16 protein-coding genes are annotated in these 17232 nt (G+C 73.5%); 9 read left to right on the top strand and 7 right to left on the bottom strand.

All coding sequences use genetic code 11. The features are described from left to right. Window positions 1-20: 20 nt before the first annotated feature. Entirely contained in the window at window positions 21-155 is a 135-nt protein-coding gene (locus tag NH2_RS30210; protein ID WP_281202046.1) for a hypothetical protein, read from the bottom strand. Here NH2_RS30210 and NH2_RS29915 point away from each other — a divergent pair. Then, window positions 154-582 (top strand): DUF1731 domain-containing protein, encoded by a 429-nt coding sequence (locus NH2_RS29915; RefSeq protein ID WP_245650690.1) that lies wholly within the window; start codon window positions 154-156, stop codon window positions 580-582. The genes NH2_RS30210 and NH2_RS29915 overlap by 2 nt on opposite strands. Next, on the top strand, window positions 557-1957 hold the full coding sequence (locus tag NH2_RS19865; protein ID WP_245650668.1) for a multicopper oxidase family protein: 1401 nt from the start codon (window positions 557-559) through the stop codon (window positions 1955-1957). Before NH2_RS29915 ends, NH2_RS19865 begins: the two co-directional genes overlap by 26 nt. A 34-nt stretch (window positions 1958-1991) precedes the next feature. Here NH2_RS19865 and NH2_RS19860 read toward each other — a convergent pair whose 3' ends face one another. Next, window positions 1992-3749 (bottom strand): DEAD/DEAH box helicase, encoded by a 1758-nt coding sequence (locus NH2_RS19860; RefSeq protein WP_245650689.1) that lies wholly within the window; start codon window positions 3747-3749, stop codon window positions 1992-1994. Between the two features lie 158 nt (window positions 3750-3907). Here NH2_RS19860 and NH2_RS19855 point away from each other — a divergent pair, with 158 nt between their 5' ends. Continuing rightward, a complete protein-coding gene (locus NH2_RS19855) occupies window positions 3908-5206 on the top strand; it encodes a YihY/virulence factor BrkB family protein (protein ID WP_084505707.1) in 1299 nt (432 codons plus the stop codon). 26 nt (window positions 5207-5232) lie between these two features. On the opposite strand, the gene NH2_RS19850 is transcribed toward NH2_RS19855, so the two are convergent. Continuing rightward, window positions 5233-5469 (bottom strand): DUF3039 domain-containing protein, encoded by a 237-nt coding sequence (locus NH2_RS19850; protein WP_067656785.1) that lies wholly within the window; start codon window positions 5467-5469, stop codon window positions 5233-5235. Window positions 5470-5541: 72 nt separating this feature from the next. On the opposite strand from NH2_RS19850, the gene NH2_RS19845 reads away from it, so the two are divergent. Further along, a complete protein-coding gene (locus tag NH2_RS19845; RefSeq protein WP_084505706.1) occupies window positions 5542-5949 on the top strand; it encodes a DUF3099 domain-containing protein in 408 nt (135 codons plus the stop codon). Here the strand turns inward: NH2_RS19845 and NH2_RS19840 are convergent. Next, window positions 5923-7227, bottom strand: coding sequence for an MFS transporter (locus tag NH2_RS19840; protein WP_067656356.1), 1305 nt, complete (start codon window positions 7225-7227; stop codon window positions 5923-5925). The genes NH2_RS19845 and NH2_RS19840 overlap by 27 nt on opposite strands. A 132-nt stretch (window positions 7228-7359) precedes the next feature. Between NH2_RS19840 and NH2_RS19835 the strand changes: the two genes are divergently transcribed. The 3 genes from NH2_RS19835 to NH2_RS19825 all read left to right on the top strand — a co-directional run bounded on the left by NH2_RS19835 (window position 7360) and on the right by NH2_RS19825 (window position 10786). After that, window positions 7360-8091 carry a VOC family protein gene (locus NH2_RS19835; RefSeq protein WP_067656355.1) on the top strand — a complete coding sequence of 244 codons (732 nt, stop codon included), beginning with the start codon at window positions 7360-7362 and terminating at the stop codon, window positions 8089-8091. 26 nt (window positions 8092-8117) lie between these two features. Then, on the top strand, window positions 8118-9656 hold the full coding sequence (locus tag NH2_RS19830; RefSeq protein ID WP_174552851.1) for a DUF7782 domain-containing protein: 1539 nt from the start codon (window positions 8118-8120) through the stop codon (window positions 9654-9656). A gap of 161 nt (window positions 9657-9817) precedes the next feature. Then, the gene (locus NH2_RS19825) at window positions 9818-10786 is read left to right on the top strand and encodes a sigma-70 family RNA polymerase sigma factor (protein ID WP_067656353.1); all 969 of its coding nucleotides are present in this window, start codon (window positions 9818-9820) and stop codon (window positions 10784-10786) included. A gap of 67 nt (window positions 10787-10853) precedes the next feature. Here the strand turns inward: NH2_RS19825 and NH2_RS19820 are convergent, their stop codons facing one another. From NH2_RS19820 to NH2_RS19810, 3 genes are all read right to left on the bottom strand, one after another. Further along, window positions 10854-11219, bottom strand: a complete 366-nt coding sequence (locus NH2_RS19820) for a DUF4333 domain-containing protein (protein ID WP_084505705.1) — start codon at window positions 11217-11219, stop codon at window positions 10854-10856. A 182-nt stretch (window positions 11220-11401) separates the two neighbouring features. Then, entirely contained in the window at window positions 11402-14164 is a 2763-nt protein-coding gene (locus NH2_RS19815) for a bifunctional acetate--CoA ligase family protein/GNAT family N-acetyltransferase (RefSeq protein WP_067656348.1), read from the bottom strand. Next, window positions 14157-15407: an acetoin utilization protein AcuC gene (locus NH2_RS19810; protein WP_067656346.1), complete on the bottom strand. Its 1251-nt coding sequence runs from the start codon at window positions 15405-15407 to the stop codon at window positions 14157-14159. The genes NH2_RS19815 and NH2_RS19810 overlap by 8 nt, the downstream gene beginning before the upstream one ends. 126 nt (window positions 15408-15533) lie before the next feature. On the opposite strand from NH2_RS19810, the gene NH2_RS19805 reads away from it, so the two are divergent. Together NH2_RS19805 and galE are read left to right on the top strand one after the other, a co-directional pair. Beyond that, entirely contained in the window at window positions 15534-16220 is a 687-nt protein-coding gene (locus tag NH2_RS19805) for an iron-dependent transcriptional repressor DtxR (RefSeq protein ID WP_067656344.1), read from the top strand. A gap of 3 nt (window positions 16221-16223) precedes the next feature. Then, entirely contained in the window at window positions 16224-17219 is a 996-nt protein-coding gene (gene galE, locus NH2_RS19800; RefSeq protein WP_067656341.1) for a UDP-glucose 4-epimerase GalE, read from the top strand. The last annotated feature ends 13 nt before the right edge of the window (window positions 17220-17232 follow it).

The following is a 17232-nucleotide window of genomic DNA, read 5'->3' as shown; positions in this document are numbered from 1 at the left end:
CCCGGGGGCCGCGGAGGGGTCTACGGCTTCGGCGCACCGGCCGACGACCCCGTTACCGAGACGACGGCGCCGCTCGACGGGGAGTACGCGCGCGGCTCGCACGCCTGGGAAGCCGCGGCGGCGGAGGCGGGCCCGGAGGTCAGGGTGGTGCTCATGCGGCTCGGCTTCGTCCTGGCCGCGGGCGGCGGGCTGGAGTACCAGCTGGCCGATGCGCGCAAGGGCAAGGTCGCCTACTTCGCGCCGGGCACCCAGTGGCTGCCGTGGATCCACCTGGCCGATGTGGTGGCCTTCGTGCTCGCGGCGCTCGCGGTGCCGGTATACGGCGGAGCCTACAATCTCGTGGCGCCGCAACAGGTCCGCAGTGCGGAGTTCGCGCAGAGCCTGGCGCTGGTGACCGGCGCCCCGCCGCCGCGCCGGACCCGCCCGATCGTCGCGCGGGTCTTCCTCGGCGCCGGGGCCGACATTCTGCTCGGCGGCAGGCGGGTGGTCCCACGGCGCCTGACCGAGGCGGGTTTCGAGTTCACCCACCCTGGCCTCGAGCAGGCACTGCGCGCCTGTGCGGACAGCTCCGGCCCGGTGTGAGCGGCCGCACCCGGCGCGAGCTGCTCGGGCTCGGCGCCGCGCTGGCGGTCGCCACCGCCGTGCCCGGCTGCGGCCGGGACGAGGTGCCGCCGCTCGACACCACCGGCGCCGTCGACTTCCGGAACCCGCTGCGCGTCCCGCCGCTCGCCCGGAGCAGCCGCGACGGCGAGACCACCGTCTTCTCCCTCGTCGCCCGCGCGGGGAGCAGCACCATCGTCGGCGCGGGCCCGACCCCGAGCTGGGCGTCGATGGCCCGCTGCTCGGGCCGACGCTGCGGGCGCGGCGCGGCGAGTCCGTCCGGGTGGAGTTCCGCAACGAGCTGGACGAGGCGACCACCCTGCACTGGCACGGCATGCACCTGCCCGCGGCCGCGGACGGCGGCCCCCACCAGCCGGTCGCACCGGGAGCCGGGTGGGCGCCGAGCTGGCGGGTGCGCCAGCCCGCCGCCACGCTCTGGTACCACCCGCATCCGCACGGCGCGACGGAGCGGCACGTCTATCGCGGGCTCGGCGGGCTCTTCCTGATCGATGACGACGAGGAAGCCGCGCTCGCCCTGCCGCGCGAGTACGGGGTGGACGACATCCCGGTCATCGTGCAGGACAAGACCTTCGGCCCGGTCGGGCGGTTCGCCGAGGGCGCGCGGACCGAGATCGGCATGCTCGGCTCCACCATCCTGGTGAACGGCACGGCCGAGCCCGTGCTGACCGTCCGGACCCGGCTCGTCCGGCTCCGGCTGATCAATGCCTCGACCGCGCGCTGCTACGCCTTCGGCTTCGCCGCCGACCGCCGGTTCGCGCTGATCGCCACCGACGGCGGATTGCTCGGTGCCCCGGTCGAGAGCACGCGGATCCTGCTCAGCCCGGGTGAGCGCGCCGAGATCGTGGTGCCGATGGCGGCCGGGGAGACGGCCGTGCTCCGGTCCTTCCCCCATGACCTCGGGGTCACGCCCACCGTCGCCCGGCAGTCCGGCGCCGCGGACACCCTCGACATCCTCCTGCTGCGCGCGGCCCCCGACCTGCGGGCGTCCGCTCCGCTCCCGGACCGGCTGGCGTGGATGGAACCGCTCACCGCGCCCGGCGCCCCGGTGACCCGCCGGATGGAGCTGCGCGATTTCCTGATCAACGGCAGGCTGATGGATCCGCATCGGCGGGCGGCCACCGCCGCCGCAGCTCGCCGGGTGGAAGGACACCGTCTACCTGCCCCGGACGTCCGGTTCCGGCTCGCCCTCCGCTTCGCCGACTACGCCGACCCGGCGGTCCCGTACATGTACCACTACCACCTGCTCTGGCACGAGGACATCGGCATGATGGGCCAGTTCGTCGTGGTGGAGCCCGGCACCGAACGTGCCGTGCTGAACCGCGCGCACGGCCACTGACGGCTGAACCGCGGGGTGCGCCGATACCCCGATATCACCGGCGGCGCAGCGCCGCGATCCGCTCGTGCAGCTGATCGGCGCTGGCCAGCGCGGTGGGCGGGCCGCCGCACTCGCGGCGCAGCTCGCCGTGGATCACGCCGTGCGGCTTGCCGGTGCGGTGGTGGTGCATGGCGACCAGGCTGTTCAGCTCCCGGCGCAGCTCGCCGAGCTTGCCAGCCGTGGCGACGCGGTCGGCGGCCGCGGCGGCCTGCGGGGCCGGGTCGGGGATCACGGGCGCGGCGGCCGAGCGCCCGGCGACCTGCTTGGACTGCCGCTCGCGCAGCAGCGCGCGCATCTGCTCGGCATCGAGCAGCCCGGGGATGCCGAGGTAGTCGGCCTCCTCCGCGCTGCCGGTGAAGGTCGCGGTGCCGAACGAGGAGCCGTCGTAGATCACCTGGTCCAGCTCGGCGTCGGCGGCAAGCGCGACGAACGGCTTCTCCTCCTCTCCCGGCTCGTCCTGCTGCTTGTCGGCCTGCTCGAGCAGCGCGTCCTCCAGCCCTTCGGCCTGCCGGTGCGGCTTGCCGATGACGTGGTCGCGCTGCAGCTCGAGCTGGGCGGCGAGGTCGAGCAGCACCGGCACCGACGGCAGGAAGACGCTGGCCGTCTCACCCGGCTGCCTGGCACGCACGAAACGCCCGATGGCCTGGGCGAAGTACAGCGGGGTGGCGGCGCTGGTGGCGTAGACGCCGACCGCGAGCCGGGGCACGTCGACGCCCTCGGAGACCATGCGCACCGCCACCATCCACGGCTCGTCGCTCGCGGCGAAGCTGCCGATCCGGGCCGAGGAGGTCGGGTCGTCGGAGAGCACCAGCGCGGGTCTGCGGCCGGAGATGTGCTCCAGCAGCTCGGCGTAATCGCGGGCGCGCTCCTGGTCGGTGGCGATCACCAGCCCGCCCGCGTCCGGCATGCCGGAGGCGCGCAGCCGGCGCAGCCTGGTGTCGGCGGCCTGCAGCACCTTGGACATCCAGTCGCCCGCCGGGTCCAGTGCGGTGCGCCAGGCGCGCGCGGTGTGCTCGGCGTTCAGCGGCTCGCCGAGCCGGGCGCTGTACTCCTCGCCGGCGCTGTCCCGCCAGTGCGCCTCGCCGCTGTAGGCGAGGAAGACCACCGGGCGCACGACGCCGTCGGCCAGCGCGTCGGCGTAGCCGTAGGAGTGGTCGGCGCGGGAGCGGTCGAAGCCGGACTCGTCCGGCTCGTAGACGATGAACGGGATCTTGCTGTCGTCGCTGCGGAACGGGGTGCCGGTGAGCGCCAGCCTGCGGGTGGCGTCGCCGAACGCCTCGGCGACGGCCTCCCCCCAGCTCTTGGCGTCGCCCGCGTGGTGCACCTCGTCCAGGATCACCAGCGTGCGCTTGTTCTCGGTGCGCACCCGGTGCTTGAACGGGTGCGCGGCCACCTGGGCGTAGGTCACCACGACGCCGTGGTAATCGCCGGAGGTGCCGCCGGTGGTGTTGGAGAAGCGCGAGTCCAGCGCGATCCCGGAGCGGGCGGCGGCCTGTGCCCACTGGTGCTTCAGGTGCTCGGTCGGCGCGACCACGGTGATCTGGTCGACGGTGCGGTCGGCGAGCAGCTCGGCCGCCACCCGCAGCGCGAAGGTGGTCTTGCCCGCGCCCGGCGTCGCCACCGCGAGGAAATCGCGCGGCTTGCCCGCCAGGTACTTGGTCAGCGCGCGCCGCTGCCAGGCCCGGAGCGCGCCCGCGCCGCCCGGTGCCCCGGACGCCGTCGCTCCGGCCGTTGCCGCGGCACCACCTGACAAGGTCACCTCTAGACCCTAGCGGCCGCTCGCGGCGTGTCGCCAAACCGACGCGGCGGCGGGCGATATCCGTCACAGCCGCCGCCCCCACCCGGGATTCACCACCCGGATGCCCCGCCGGTCCGGTGCGCGAGCGACCGGTGAGTAATGCTATTAGGACCATGACCGACACCCCGCCCACCGGCTCCGGCACGCCCCCGGCAACCGGGCAGCAGCCCGGCGCCGGCGCCGCGCCGGTCCGCGCGTGGCTGCGGCACGCGGGCAAACAGGCGCTGCGGCTGGTCGTGCGCACCGCGGTCAAGAGCTGGGACGGGTCGATCTTCGCCAAGTCGGCGGCCGCGGCCTTCTGGCAGACGCTGTCGCTCGCGCCGCTGCTGCTCGGCGTGCTCGGCAGCCTCGGCTACGTCGGCGGCTGGTTCGGCCCGGACACCGTCGACATCGTGGAGGGCAAGATCATCGCCTTCAGCCGGGACCTGTTCAGCCCGTCGGTGGTGGAGGAGCTGATCGAGCCGACGGTGCAGGACGTGCTCGGCCGCGGCCGCGGCGCGGTGGTGTCGTTCGGCTTCGTGCTCTCGCTCTGGGCCGGGTCGTCGGCGATGGCGACCTTCGTCGACGCCATCGTGGAGGCGCACGACCAGCACGAGGCGCGGCACCCGGTCTGGCAGCGGATCTTCGCGCTGCTGCTCTACGTGCTGTTCCTGGTGGCGGCGGTCTTCATCCTGCCGCTGGTGGCGCTCGGCCCGGTCATCATCGGGCGGGCGCTGCCGGACGGCTGGCGCGAGCCCGGGCTGCGGCTGCTCGACGGCTTCTACTACCCGGGCGTCGGGCTGCTGCTGATCATCGGGCTGACCACGCTCTACAAGCTGGCGCTGCACCGCTCGCTGCCCTGGCTGCGGCTCTTCGGCGGCGCCCTGGTGGCCGGGGTGTTCTTCATGGCGGCGAGCGAGATCCTGCGCCGGTACCTGGGCTGGATCACCGCGACGGGGGTGAGCTACGGCGCGCTCGCCACCCCGATCGCCTTCCTGCTCTTCACGTTCTTCCTCGGCTTCGCGGTGATCCTCGGCGCCGAGTTCAACGCCGCCGTGCAGGAACTGTGGCCCGCGCGCGGGTCGCGGCTGGACCGGACCAGAGAGTGGCTGGCGCACCGGGTGCTCGGGGACGGCATCGTGCAGCGCCCGCGCCCCGGTGGGCGCCGCGAGGAGCGGACCCGGGCCCGGCAGCCCGATCGGCGGAGTGCTGACGAGCCGGGTCCGGCCGCGGCGTCGGACCCGCCGCCGGACGCGGCACCATCCGCGCAGCCCGGCGCGACGACCGCCCCGCAGCGGCAGGCCGACGCGGCAGCGCCCCTGCGATCGGACGAGGCATCGCCCCCACGCCCCGGCGCGGCAGCGCTCAGCCCGAACAGCGCCGAACGACCGGCGGACATCGCACCGGGGCACGCCGAACCGACCGGCGCCTGATCGCACCGGCCCGGAGAGCAGGGGGCTCAGTCGCCCTTGCGCAGCTGCTCGTAGACCTTCTTGCAGTCCGGGCAGACCGGCGAACCGGGCTTGGCGGAGCGCGTCACCGGGAACACCTCGCCGCAGAGCGCGACCACGTGCGTGCCCATCACGGCGCTCTCGGCGATCTTGTTCTTCTTCACGTAGTGGAAGAACTTGGGGGTGTCGTCGGCGGTCGTCTCGTCGGTGGTGGTGTCCGGCCGCACCAGGGTGTCAGTACTCACGCCCTCCATGATGCCGCACATCCGCCACCCCGGCCGATGCGCGCGGCGGCGAACAGTGCAACACTCGAACATATGCACCAGCACGGCGACCACCGAGACGCCGACGAGCGCCGCACCGAGCAGCCCGCCGACCCCGACTCCACCCGGAAGAGGTCGCGCGGCTTCTTCACCTCCGGCGCGGACCACCCGGTGCTGATCACCGAGGCCGCGCCCTCGCTGGAGGACCAGCACCGATCCCGGGTGCGCCGATACACCATGATCATGGCGTTCCGGATCCCGTGCCTGCTCGGCGCCGCCCTGGCCTACTCGCTGTGGAGCAACGCGCTGATCTCGCTGCTCATCATCGCGGTCTCCATCCCGCTGCCGTGGATCGCGGTGCTCATCGCCAACGACCGCCCGCCGCGCACCAAGGACGAGCCGAGCCGCTGGGATCGCCCGCGCCCGGCACTGGAATCACGGCCGCACCGCGCCGTCGAGTGAGGCGGCGGGCGGGCGCGCGATGAAGATCGAGAAGACCGCCGCCAGCCCGCACAGCGCGCCCGCCAGGTACCACGCCGCCGTGTAGCTGCCCTGCAGGTCGCGGACCACCCCCGCGCCGACGGCCGCGACGGCCGCGCCGACCTGGTGCGAGGCGAAGACCCAGCCGAACGCCACCGGCCCGTCGTCGCCGAAGATCTCCCGGCAGAGCGCGACAGTTGGCGGCACGGTGGCGATCCAGTCCAGCCCGTAGAAGATCACGAAGACCCACATGCTCGGCTCGGTCTGCGGCGCGAAGAGGTGCGGCAGGATCAGCAGCGAGAGCCCGCGCAGGCTGTAGTAGCCGACCAGCAGCAGCCGCGGATCCACCAGGTCGGTGAGCCAGCCGGAGCAGATCGTGCCGACCACGTCGAAAACCCCGACCAGGGCGAGCAGCCCGGCCGCGGTGGTCACCGGCATGCCGTGGTCGTGCGCCGCGGTGACGAAGTGCGTGCCGACCAGCCCGTTGGTCGAGGCGCCGCAGATGGCGAAGCCACCGGCCAGCAGCCAGAAACCGGGTTCGCGCACCGCCCGGCCCAGCACCGCGACCGCCCGCAGCGCACCGCCCGCGACCGCCACCCTGGTGCCCGCCGTACTGCCCTCCGACGCGCCGTAGGCGAGCCGACCGACATCGCTCGGGTAGTCCCGGACGAAGAGCAGCACCAGCGGCACCACCGCCAGCGCGACCGCGGCCACCACCAGCGCGGGCAGCCGCCAGCCGTGCCGGTCGGCCAGTCCGGCGATGAGCGGGAGGAAGACCAGCTGCCCGGTCGCGCCCGCCGCGGTGAGCACCCCGGTGACCAGCCCCCGGTGCCGGACGAACCAGCGCGAGGTGATGGTCGCGACGAACGGCATGGACATCGAGCCCACCCCGACCCCGACCAGCAGCCCCCACGTCGCCACCAGCTGCCACGGCTGGGTCATGAACACCGTGAGCCCGCTGCCGAGCGCGACCAGCACCAGCGCGCAGGCGACGACCAGCCGGATGCCGAAGCGGTCCATGAGCGCCGCCGCGAACGGCGAGATCAGCCCGTAGAGCAGCAGGTTCAGCGAGACCGCGGCGCCGATCGTTCCGTGCGACCAGCCGAACTCCCGGTGCAGCGGATCCAGCAGGACGCCGGGCACCGAGCGGAAGGCGGCGGCGCCGATCAGCGCGACGAACCCGACGGCGGCCACCGTCCACGCGGGGTGCGGCCACCGGCCCGGGGCGTCCGGGCGGCGGGCGGTACGCAGTGAGGTCACCGGCAGATCCTGCCGGAGGCGACGCGCGCCCGCGAGTGGCCGTTCTGCCAGGTTGCGTCGAAATCCTGCCAGGGTCGACAGCGTCCGCGCCGCCGCTCTACTGTCGGAGCGAATCGAGGCGAGGAGCAGCGAATGATCCAGTGGGTCTGGGCTTTTCTCGACCGCCCGGTCGAGCGGTTCGACGATTCGGCCCGGTTCTGGGCGGCGGTCACCGGCACCACCGTCTCCGCGAAGCGGGGTGCGGTCTCCGAATTCGTCACGCTGGAGCCCGCCGCCGGCCCGGGCACGCTGAAGATGCAGGCGGTGCCGCACGGCGGCCGCGTGCACCTCGACCTGGACGTCGCCGACGTGCCGGGCGGCCGGGAGACCGCAACCCGGCTCGGCGCCGCGCTGGTGCTGGAGCACCCCGACTACGCCGTCTTCCGCTCCCCCGCCGGGCTCACCTTCTGCCTCACCCCCGACGGCCGGGCCGAGCCCGGCGCGCGCCCGCCGGTCACCGGCCCCGGCGGCGTCAGCACCCGGCTGGACCAGATCTGCCTGGATATCGGGGCGAGCGATATCGAGCGCGAGACCGAGTTCTGGCGCAAGCTCACCGGGCTGCCCTACCGGGTCGGCCGCCGCCCCGAGTTCGCCGTGCTGCGCGGCAGGCCGGGGCTCGGCTACGACCTGCTGCTGCAGCGGCTGGACGAGGATCGCCCCGCGAGCGCGCACCTCGACTTCGCCACCTCCGACCCGGCGGCCGCCGCCGAGCACCACACCGAACTCGGCGCCACGGTGGTGGAGCGCTTCGAGCACTGGATCGTCATGGCCGACCCGGACGGCTACCCCTACTGCCTCACCGCCCGCGACCCGAACGGAATCTGAGCACCGGCGATTGGCAGAGTAGCGGCGTGCCCGACGCCCCTGACTCCCTCGCCGTTCGCACCGACACCCCCGGCGCGCCGCTGGTCGCGCTCTGCCCCGCCCTGCGCACCGCGCTGGAGCGGGCGGGCTACGACGCCGACACCCTGCTCGCCGTGCTCGGTGCCGAGGCGCATGCCGCGCTCGGCCGCTCCGAGCCGGTCCCGGTGCGCCGCGCGGCCCGCGCCGCGGGCGACCTCGGCACCCTGATCGCGCTCTTCCTGCTGCACGACGACGTCCCGGCCGCCGCGGCGGCCACCGCGCTGGCCCCGGTCGAGCTCACCGCCGCGGTCGCCGCCGGGCTGCTCGAGCGGAACGGCGAGACGGTGCGCGCGGCGCTCGACCTGCGTCCGCTGGACGCCGGCGCGGGCACCCGCTGGATCGTCTCCGATCTGGACGACTCCATGCGCCGCCGCACCCTCCCCGAGGAGCACGTGCTCGGCGTCGGCCACGCCTCGCTCTCGCTGCTCCGCGCCACCCCCACCGACCCGACCGGCACCGTGCTCGACCTCGGCACCGGCTGCGGCGTACAGGCCGTGCACGCCGCCTCCTACGCCACCTCGGTCACCGCCACCGACGTGAACCCGCGCGCGCTCGCGCTGGCCGCCGCCACCTGCGCGCTCAACGGCCTCGAGGTCGAGCTGCTCGCAGGCTCCTGGTTCGAGCCGGTGGCCGGGCGGCGCTTCGACCGGATCGTGGCCAACCCGCCCTTCGTGGTCGGCCCGGCCCGGGTCGAGCACACCTACCGCGACTCCGGGCTCGCCCTGGACGGCGCCAGCGAGCTGGTGATCTCCACCGCGCCGGAGCTTCTCGCCCCCGGCGGCACCGCGTCGCTGCTCGCCGCCTGGGTGCACCGCGCGGACGAGGACTGGCGGGCCAGGGTGGCGTCCTGGCTGCCCGCGCACGGGGTGGACGCCTGGGTGGTGCAGCGCGATGTCGCCGACCCCGCGCTCTACGTCGGCACCTGGCTGCGCGATGCCGGGCTCGACCCGCGCGAGCCGGAGGCGCAGCGCCGCGCCGAGAACTGGCTGGCGGTCCTCGAGTCCGAGGGCGTCACCGGGATCGGCTTCGGCTTCGTCTACCTGCGCGCCGTCGACGGCCCCACCGAGCTGCTCGCCGAGGACCTCACGCACGGCTTCGACGACCCGCTCGGCCCGGAGGCCACCGCCTACTTCGAGCGCTCCGCCTGGCTGCGCGCCGTCGCCGCCGATCCGGGGCTCGCCTGGAACGCGCGCTTCCTGGTCCCCGGCGCCACCGCGCTGGAACGCGTCGCGCTGCCCGGCCCGGAGGGCTGGGAACCACTGGTCGCGCGGGTGCACCGCGGCGACGGTCCGCGCTGGCAGCACGAGCTGGACGAGGCCGGGATCGCGCTGCTCGCGGGAATGCGCCCGGACGGTCCGGCGTTGTCCGATCTGACGGATTTGCTCGCCCTGGCGCACGGCCCGGGCGAGACGACCCCGGAGTTCGCGAACGCGGTACTGACCCTGGTGACGGGGCTGGTCCGGCACGGTCTGGTGGTGCCTGCGTAGCCACGCACAGGCGTTCGCGGCGGGGTGCCCTTCTCAGGAACTTCTCAGCCGAAGGTGATGGAAAGCGCAGGCCAGAGGCTGTTTACCCGGGCGGTCCCCGGGAACTTTCTCACTGTCGGTTCCGTTGACCGGAGTGAGACACCACCGACAGGAGGCAAGTCATGACAAGCCCCGCCACGACTCGTGTGCGCCCCAGCGATGCCGATATCGACGCCCAGAGCCCGGCCGCCGACCTGGTCCGTGTGTACCTGAACGGAATCGGCCGGACGGCGCTGCTCACGGCGGCCGACGAGGTGGAGCTGGCGAAGCGCATCGAGGCGGGTCTGTACGCGCAGCACCTGCTGGAGACCGGCAAGCGGCTCTCCGCCACGCGCAAGCGTGATCTGGCGGTCGTCGTCCGGGAGGGCCAGGCGGCCCGCTCGCACCTGCTGGAAGCCAACCTGCGGCTCGTGGTCTCCCTCGCGAAGCGCTACACCGGCCGCGGCATGCCGCTGCTCGACCTGATCCAAGAGGGCAACCTCGGGCTGATCCGCGCCATGGAGAAGTTCGACTACGCCAAGGGCTTCAAGTTCTCGACCTACGCCACCTGGTGGATCCGGCAGGCCATCACCCGCGGCATGGCCGACCAGAGCCGCACCATCCGGCTCCCCGTGCACCTGGTGGAGCAGGTCAACAAGCTGGCCAGGATCAAGCGCGAGCTGCACCAGCAGCTGGGCCGCGAGGCCACCGACGCCGAGCTGGCCACCGAGTCCGGCATCCCGGTGGAGAAGATCGCCGACCTGCTGGACCACAGCCGCGATCCGGTGAGCCTGGACATGCCGGTCGGCAACGACGAGGAGGCCCCGCTCGGTGACTTCATCGAGGATTCCGAGGCCACCTCGGCCGAGTCGGCGGTGATCGCCGGGCTGCTGCACCACGACGTGCGCAGCGTGCTCGCCACCCTGGACGAGCGCGAGCAGCAGGTCATCCGGCTGCGCTTCGGCCTCGACGACGGCCAGCCGCGCACCCTCGACCAGATCGGCAAGCTCTTCGGGCTCTCCCGCGAGCGGGTCCGCCAGATCGAGCGCGAGGTCATGACCAAGCTGCGCAAGGGCGAGCGGGCCGACCGGCTCCGCGCCTACGCCAGCTGACCCGGCACCGAACACCGACGTCCTGGGCCGATCCCCCCGATCGGCCCAGCGCGCCTTTGGGGACCGGCTACTGCTCGTCGACCTGCACGTCGTAGTTCACCGTGTCGCCGTCGACGCCGGTCACCGTGACGGTCAGCCCGAGGGTGTCGCCGCCGGCGCTCAGCGTGCAGCGCATGGTGGTGCCGACGCTGCCGTTCAGATCGCCCGGGCAGTCGATGGAATCGGGGGTCTGCCCGACCTCGTCGGCCAGCGTCTGCGACACCGACTTCTCCAGGTCGGCCTCGGCGATCTTCGGATCACCGCCGATCGACACCGAACAGGCCGAGAGCGCGCACCCCAGCGCGAACAGGGTGGCGGCGCCGGCGAGCCGGGCCGCTCGACCGCGCACTCGCGGGGCGGTACGGACAGACGGGTCGGTCTTCATAGTGGTCATCGGGGTTCCCTCTCCGGTCAGACGCAGTGATCGCGACAAGATCGCCGCACCCGGGCTGGTTGTTACCCCCCGACCCGTGCGACGAAGATTGTCCGGCAAGAACGCCCGGCGCGCAGCCTTTTCCACTGTCGTTCGTCCGACGGATACCGCGATGCCGGAGATTCGCTCCGCACCACGTCCGGTCAGACCAATCGGCGCGGGCCGATATCGAAGCGGCTGGGCTCCGGGCCGAAGCGCGCCCTGGCGTACAGGATCGACGCCTCCCGCGGTGCGGCCAGCACCGGATCGAAGGAGAGTTCGCGCAGCTCCGGCAGGTCGTCGAAGAGCGCCGAGATGCGCTGCGCCAGCTCGACCAGCGCCGCCTTGTCCACCCGCGGGCTGGCCGGGGTGCCGGAGAGCAGCGGCGCCGCCCGCGGCGCGTCGATCAGCGCGGCCGCCTCGTCCTCGGTGAGCGGCAGCGCCCGGTAGGCGCGGTCGCCGAGCAGCTCGATGATCAGCCCGGAGAGCCCGAACTCCAGCACCGAGCCGAAGGACGGGTCGTCGGTGACCCGCAGTACGCAGCCCACCCCCTTGGTCGCCATCTTCTGCACGTGCAGCACCGGATCGCCGCAGAGCCGGACCAGGTCCGCGTAGCCCTGCCGCACCGCCTCCGGCCGCCACAGATCCAGCCGCACCCCGCTCAGGTCGGCGCGCCGCCGCCACAGCTCGCCGGTCGCCTTGGCCGCCACCGGGTAGCCGAGCTCTTCCGCCGCGGCGACCGCCTCGTCCGCGCTGTGCACCTCGCGGAACTCCACCACCTCGATGCCGTAGCAGCCGAGCAGCCGCACCGCCTCCAGGTCGGTGAGCCAGCGCCCCTCCGGCGCCTCGGCCTGCCAGCCGCGCAGCAGCGCCGCCGCCTTCTCGGCATCGATCCCCGGCGGGCGCACCACCGCCGAGACCGGGCGGGTGCGCCAGTCCGCGTAGCGGCGCACCCGGGCCAGCGCCCTCGCCGCGCGCTCCGGGTCCGGGTAGGAGGGGATGGAGCCGAGCGCCGGGATGGCGCCGTCGCCGCGGTTGGCGAGCATGTTCGGCAGCCCCTCCTCGGCCATGAAGGTGGTGAGCAGTGGTTTCCTCGCCTTCGGCACCGTCGCGGCGGCCGAGCGGATGGCGTCGGCGAACCCGGCCGTCGGCAGCGGCACCGGCGGGGCGAAGACCGCGATCACGGCATCCACCTCGGCGCTGCGCAGCGCCGCCACCACCGCGTCGAAGTAGTCGCCCGGGGTGGCCTGCGGCCCGAGGTCGATCGGCTCCTGCTGGTCCTCGTGGTCCACCCAGCGCTCGGTGGGCCGGGGCAGCCGCGGCCGGGCCCGGCGGTGTGCGGCGGGGCGCTGCACGCGCAGCCCCTCGCCCCTGGCGGCATCCACCGCCAGCCAGTTCAGCGCGGCGCTGTTGCCGACCACCGCGACCCGGGGCCCGGCGGGCAGCGGCTGGTAGGCCAGCAGCGCGGCGCAGTCGAAGAGCTCGGAGATGGTGTCCACCTGGACGATCCCGGCCTGGCCGAACAGGTCGCGCACGATCGAGCGGTCCATGTCGCCATCGGGGGTGGCGCGGGCCGCGAGCCTGCCGCTGCTCACCGCCACGATCGGCTTGTGCCTGGCCACCCGCCGCGCGATCCGGTTGAACTTGCGCGGGTTGCCGAAGCTCTCCAGGTACAGCAGCACCACGTCGGTGCCGGGGTCGGTGTCCCAGTACTGCAGCAGGTCGTTGCCGGAGAGGTCGGCGCGGTTGCCCGCGGAGACGAAGGTGGAGAGCCCGAGATTGCGCGCCGCCGCCTGGCCGAGGATGGCGACGCCGAGCGGGCCGGACTGGCAGAAGAAGCCGATCCGGCCGCGGTGCGGCAGCAGCGGGGCCAGCGTCGCGTTCATCGCCACCGCCGGGTCGGTATTGGCGATGCCGAGCGCGCTCGGCCCCACCACCCGCATGCCGTGCCCGCGCGCCTCGGCGACCAGGTGCCGCTCGGCGGCGACGCCGCCCTGCCCGGTCTCGCCGAACCCGGCGGTCAGCACCACCAGCCCCTTCACCCGCTTGGCCAGGCAGTCGTCGAGCACCGAGTCGATGGCGGCGGCGGGCACCGCGACGACCGCGAGGTCGACCTCGTCCGGGATGTCGCGCACCGTCGGGTAGGCGTGTACACCGCGCACCGAGCGCCGGTTCGGGTTCACCGGGTACACCGGCCCCTGGAACACCCCCGCCAGCAGGTTGGCCAGCACCACGCCACCGACCCGCCCGGTGCCCGGCGTCGCGCCGATCACCGCGATCGAACGCGGGGCCAGCAGGTTGCCGACGCTGCGCGCCTCGGAGGCGCGCTCGCGCGCGTCGCGCACCGAGAGCAGCGCCTCGGTCGGGTCGATCGCGAACTCCAGGTGCAGCACCGAGCCGTCCCGCGACCGCTCCACCTGGTAGCCGGCGTCCCGGAACACCGTGACCATGACGGTGTTCTCGGCCAGCACCTCGGCCACGAAGGTGGCGATGTCGTTCTCCGCGGCCGCCCCGGCGAGGTGCTCGAGCAGCACCGAGCCGAGGCCGCGGCCCTGGTGCTCGTCGGCCACCACGAAGGCCACCTCGGCGGCGCGCGCGCCCGCCCGGTCCAGCAGCTCGTACCGCCCGACCGCGATGATCGCCTCGCCCAGCTCGCAGACCAGCCCCACCCGGTCGCGGTGGTCGACGTGCGTCGAGCGATAGAGATCCTTGGGCGAGATCCGCGGGTAGGGGCCGAAGTAGCGCAGGTACCGGCTGCGCTCGGAGAGCCTCGCGTGGAACTCCTGCAGCCGGTCGGCGTCGTCCGGGGTGATCGGCCGCACCCGCACCACGCCGCCGTCCGAGGCGAGCACGTCGGCGAACCAGTGCTGCGGCGGCGGGGGCGGCACCGCGGGCGTGCCGGGCTCGTCGGCGTACGGCTCAGTCACGGGGATCCTCCGGGTCGAGGCCGAGCAGCCCGAAGGCGGCGCGGCGGGTGGCGAGCACCGCGGTGTCGACGGCGCGGCGGGCTCGGTCGGCCTTGGCGTCGCCGGTGTCGACGGCGCCCCCCGGCCCGTCCCACGGCTGGTATCGGGTATCGCCGCCCTCCCCCATGACCGTGGGCGGCTGCACCCGCGGCGCGACTGCCATGGCGCGCTCCCGCCACGCCTCCGGCAGCAGGGTATCCGGCGGCAGCGGCCTGCCCAGCGCGGTGGCGAGCAGCTGGGTCCAGGCTCGCGGCACCACCCGGACCAGCCCGTACCCGCCGCCACCGACCGCGAGCCAGCGGCCGTCGGCGTACCGGTCGGCGAGTTCCCGCATGGCCAGGAAGGCCGCCGTCTGCCCGTCCACGGTCAGCTCCAGGTCGGCCAGCGGATCCTCCCGGTGCGTGTCCACTCCGCACTGGCTGATCAGGATCTGCGGCCGGAAGGCGGCCAGCGCGCCAGGCACCACGGCGTGGAAGCCGCGCAGCCAGGCGGCGTCCCCGGTGCCGGGCAGCAGCGCCAGGTTCAGCGCGGTGCCCTCGGCCGGCCCGGCACCGACCTCGTCCGGCCAGCCGGTGCTCGGCCACAGGGTGGCCGGGTGCTGGTGGAGCGAGACGGTCAGCACCCGCGGATCGCCGTAGAAGGCGCGCTGCACCCCGTCGCCGTGGTGCACGTCCACGTCGACGTAGGCGATCCGATCGAAGCCGTGGTCGAGCAGCCAGGAAATGGCGACCGCGGCGTCGTTGTAGATACAGAAACCCGCGGCCGAGTTGGCCATGGCGTGGTGCATTCCGCCGCCGATGCTCACCGCCCTGCGGGTGCGCCCCTCGGCGATCTCCCTTGCCGCCGCGAGCGTGCCGCCGACGATCACCGACGCGGCGTCGTGCATTCCGGGAAATACCGGATTGTCGTCCGAGCCGAGCCCGAACAGCGGCGCCGACGGCCGATTCCCGCTCGGGCCGGATTCCGGCACGGCGTGTCGCACCGCGTCGATGTATTCCGGGGTGTGCACGCGCAGCAGATCCGGCATTCCGGCGGGCTCCGGGCGCACCGTCTCGACCCCGGCGAGCAGCCCGAGTTCCCGGGCCAGCGCCATGGTGAGATCGAGCCGGGCGGGCTTCATCGGGTGTTCCGGCGTCCAGGTGTACTCCAGGAATCGATCACTCCAGACGACCGTCGCGGAGGGCTCGATCGATTCAGTGGCCATGCTCGCAACGCTAGCGGGAAGCGGGGACCCCCGCGAAGCGTTGACATGCAGTAGAAATACACAGGAGTGCGTTTCCAGTGGCGTGGCCGTTCCCGGGTAGAATTCGTGTTGACGAAGGGGTGACTGGTGAAGGATCTGGTCGATACGACGGAGATGTATCTCCGTACGATTTACGACCTGGAAGAAGAGGGCGTCGTCCCCCTGCGCGCCCGCATCGCGGAGCGGCTGGAACAGAGCGGCCCCACCGTCAGCCAGACGGTGGCCAGGATGGAGCGCGACGGGCTGCTGCTCGTCGCCGGTGACCGGCACCTGGAGCTCACGGAGAAGGGCCGCGGCATGGCGGTCGCGGTCATGCGCAAGCATCGCCTCGCCGAGCGCCTGCTGGTCGACATCATCGGGCTGGACTGGCAGAACGTGCACGCCGAGGCCTGCCGCTGGGAGCACGTCATGAGCGAGGACGTCGAGCGCAGACTGGTCGAGGTGCTGAACAATCCGACCACCTCGCCCTACGGCAACCCCATCCCCGGGCTGGACGAGCTCGGGGTACTCCCGACGCAGTCCGGCGACGAGCAGCTGAGCCGGCTCTCCGAGCTGGTGCCGGGCCAGGTGCACGCGGTCGTGGTGCGCCGGCTGGCCGAGCACATCCAGACCGACCCGGATGTCATCGGCAAACTGCGCGAGGCCGGCGTGGTGCCGGATGCGAGAGTCTCCGTGGAGAACCGCCCCGGCTCGGTACTGATCACGGTGCCCGGCCATCAGGGCTTCGAACTGTCCGACGAGATGGCGCACGCCATCCAGGTGAAACTGGTCTGATACGTGAAACTTCTGGTCACGGGTGGCGCGGGCTACGTCGGCGGCGTCTGCGCGCAGGTCCTGCTGGAACGCGGCCACCAGGTGGTCGTGGTGGACGATCTCTCCACCGGCAATGCCGATGGCGTGCCCGCCGGGGCCCGCTTCGTGGAGGGCGACATCGCCACCGCCGGCGTGGAGCTGATCGGCTCGGAGAGCTTCGACGGTGTGCTGCACTTCGCGGCGCAGTCGCTGGTGGGCGAGTCGGTGCAGCAACCGGAGAAGTACTGGCACGGCAATGTGGTGAAGACGCTGACGCTGCTGGAGGCGCTGCGCCGCAGCGGAACCCCGCGGCTGGTCTTCTCCTCGACGGCGGCGGTGTACGGCGAGCCGGAGCAGGTGCCGATCACCGAGGCGGCCCCGGCCCGGCCGACCAACCCGTACGGCGCCTCCAAGCTCGCCATCGACCACGCCATCACCTCCTACGCGGTGGCGCACGGCCTGGCCGCCACCAGCCTGCGGTACTTCAACGTGGCCGGCGCCTACGGCGGTCTCGGCGAGAACCGCGTGGTGGAAACCCATCTCATCCCCCTCGTGCTCCAGGTCGCGGCCGGGCACCGGGAGTCGATCGCGGTGTACGGCACCGACTGGCCGACTCCGGACGGCACCGCCGTCCGCGACTACATCCACATCCGTGATCTCGCCGACGCGCACCTGCTCGCGCTCACCAGCTCCGAGCCGGGCACGCACCGGATCTACAACCTGGGCAGCGGCACCGGCTTCTCGGTGCGCGAGGTGATCGCGGCGGTGCGCCGGGTCACCGGGCTGGAGATCGCCGCGGTCGACGCGCCACGGCGGGCGGGCGACCCGGCCACCCTGGTGGCCGCCAGCGAGCGCGCCATCCGGGAGCTGGGCTGGCGGCCCGAGCACAACGACCTCGACGAGATCGTCGCCGACGCGTGGGAATTCCTGCGCGGCCTCGGGTCCCGGGCGCACTCCGCACCCGCCTCCGCCACCTCCTGACCCTCGCCGCCAC

The sequence above is a fragment of the Nocardia harenae NBRC 108248 genome, assembly GCF_001612885.1.
In the GTDB taxonomy this organism is placed as follows: domain Bacteria; phylum Actinomycetota; class Actinomycetes; order Mycobacteriales; family Mycobacteriaceae; genus Nocardia; species Nocardia harenae.
The sequence above is the reverse complement of the archived record's forward strand: the minus strand, read 5'-3'. Positions and strand labels throughout refer to the sequence as shown.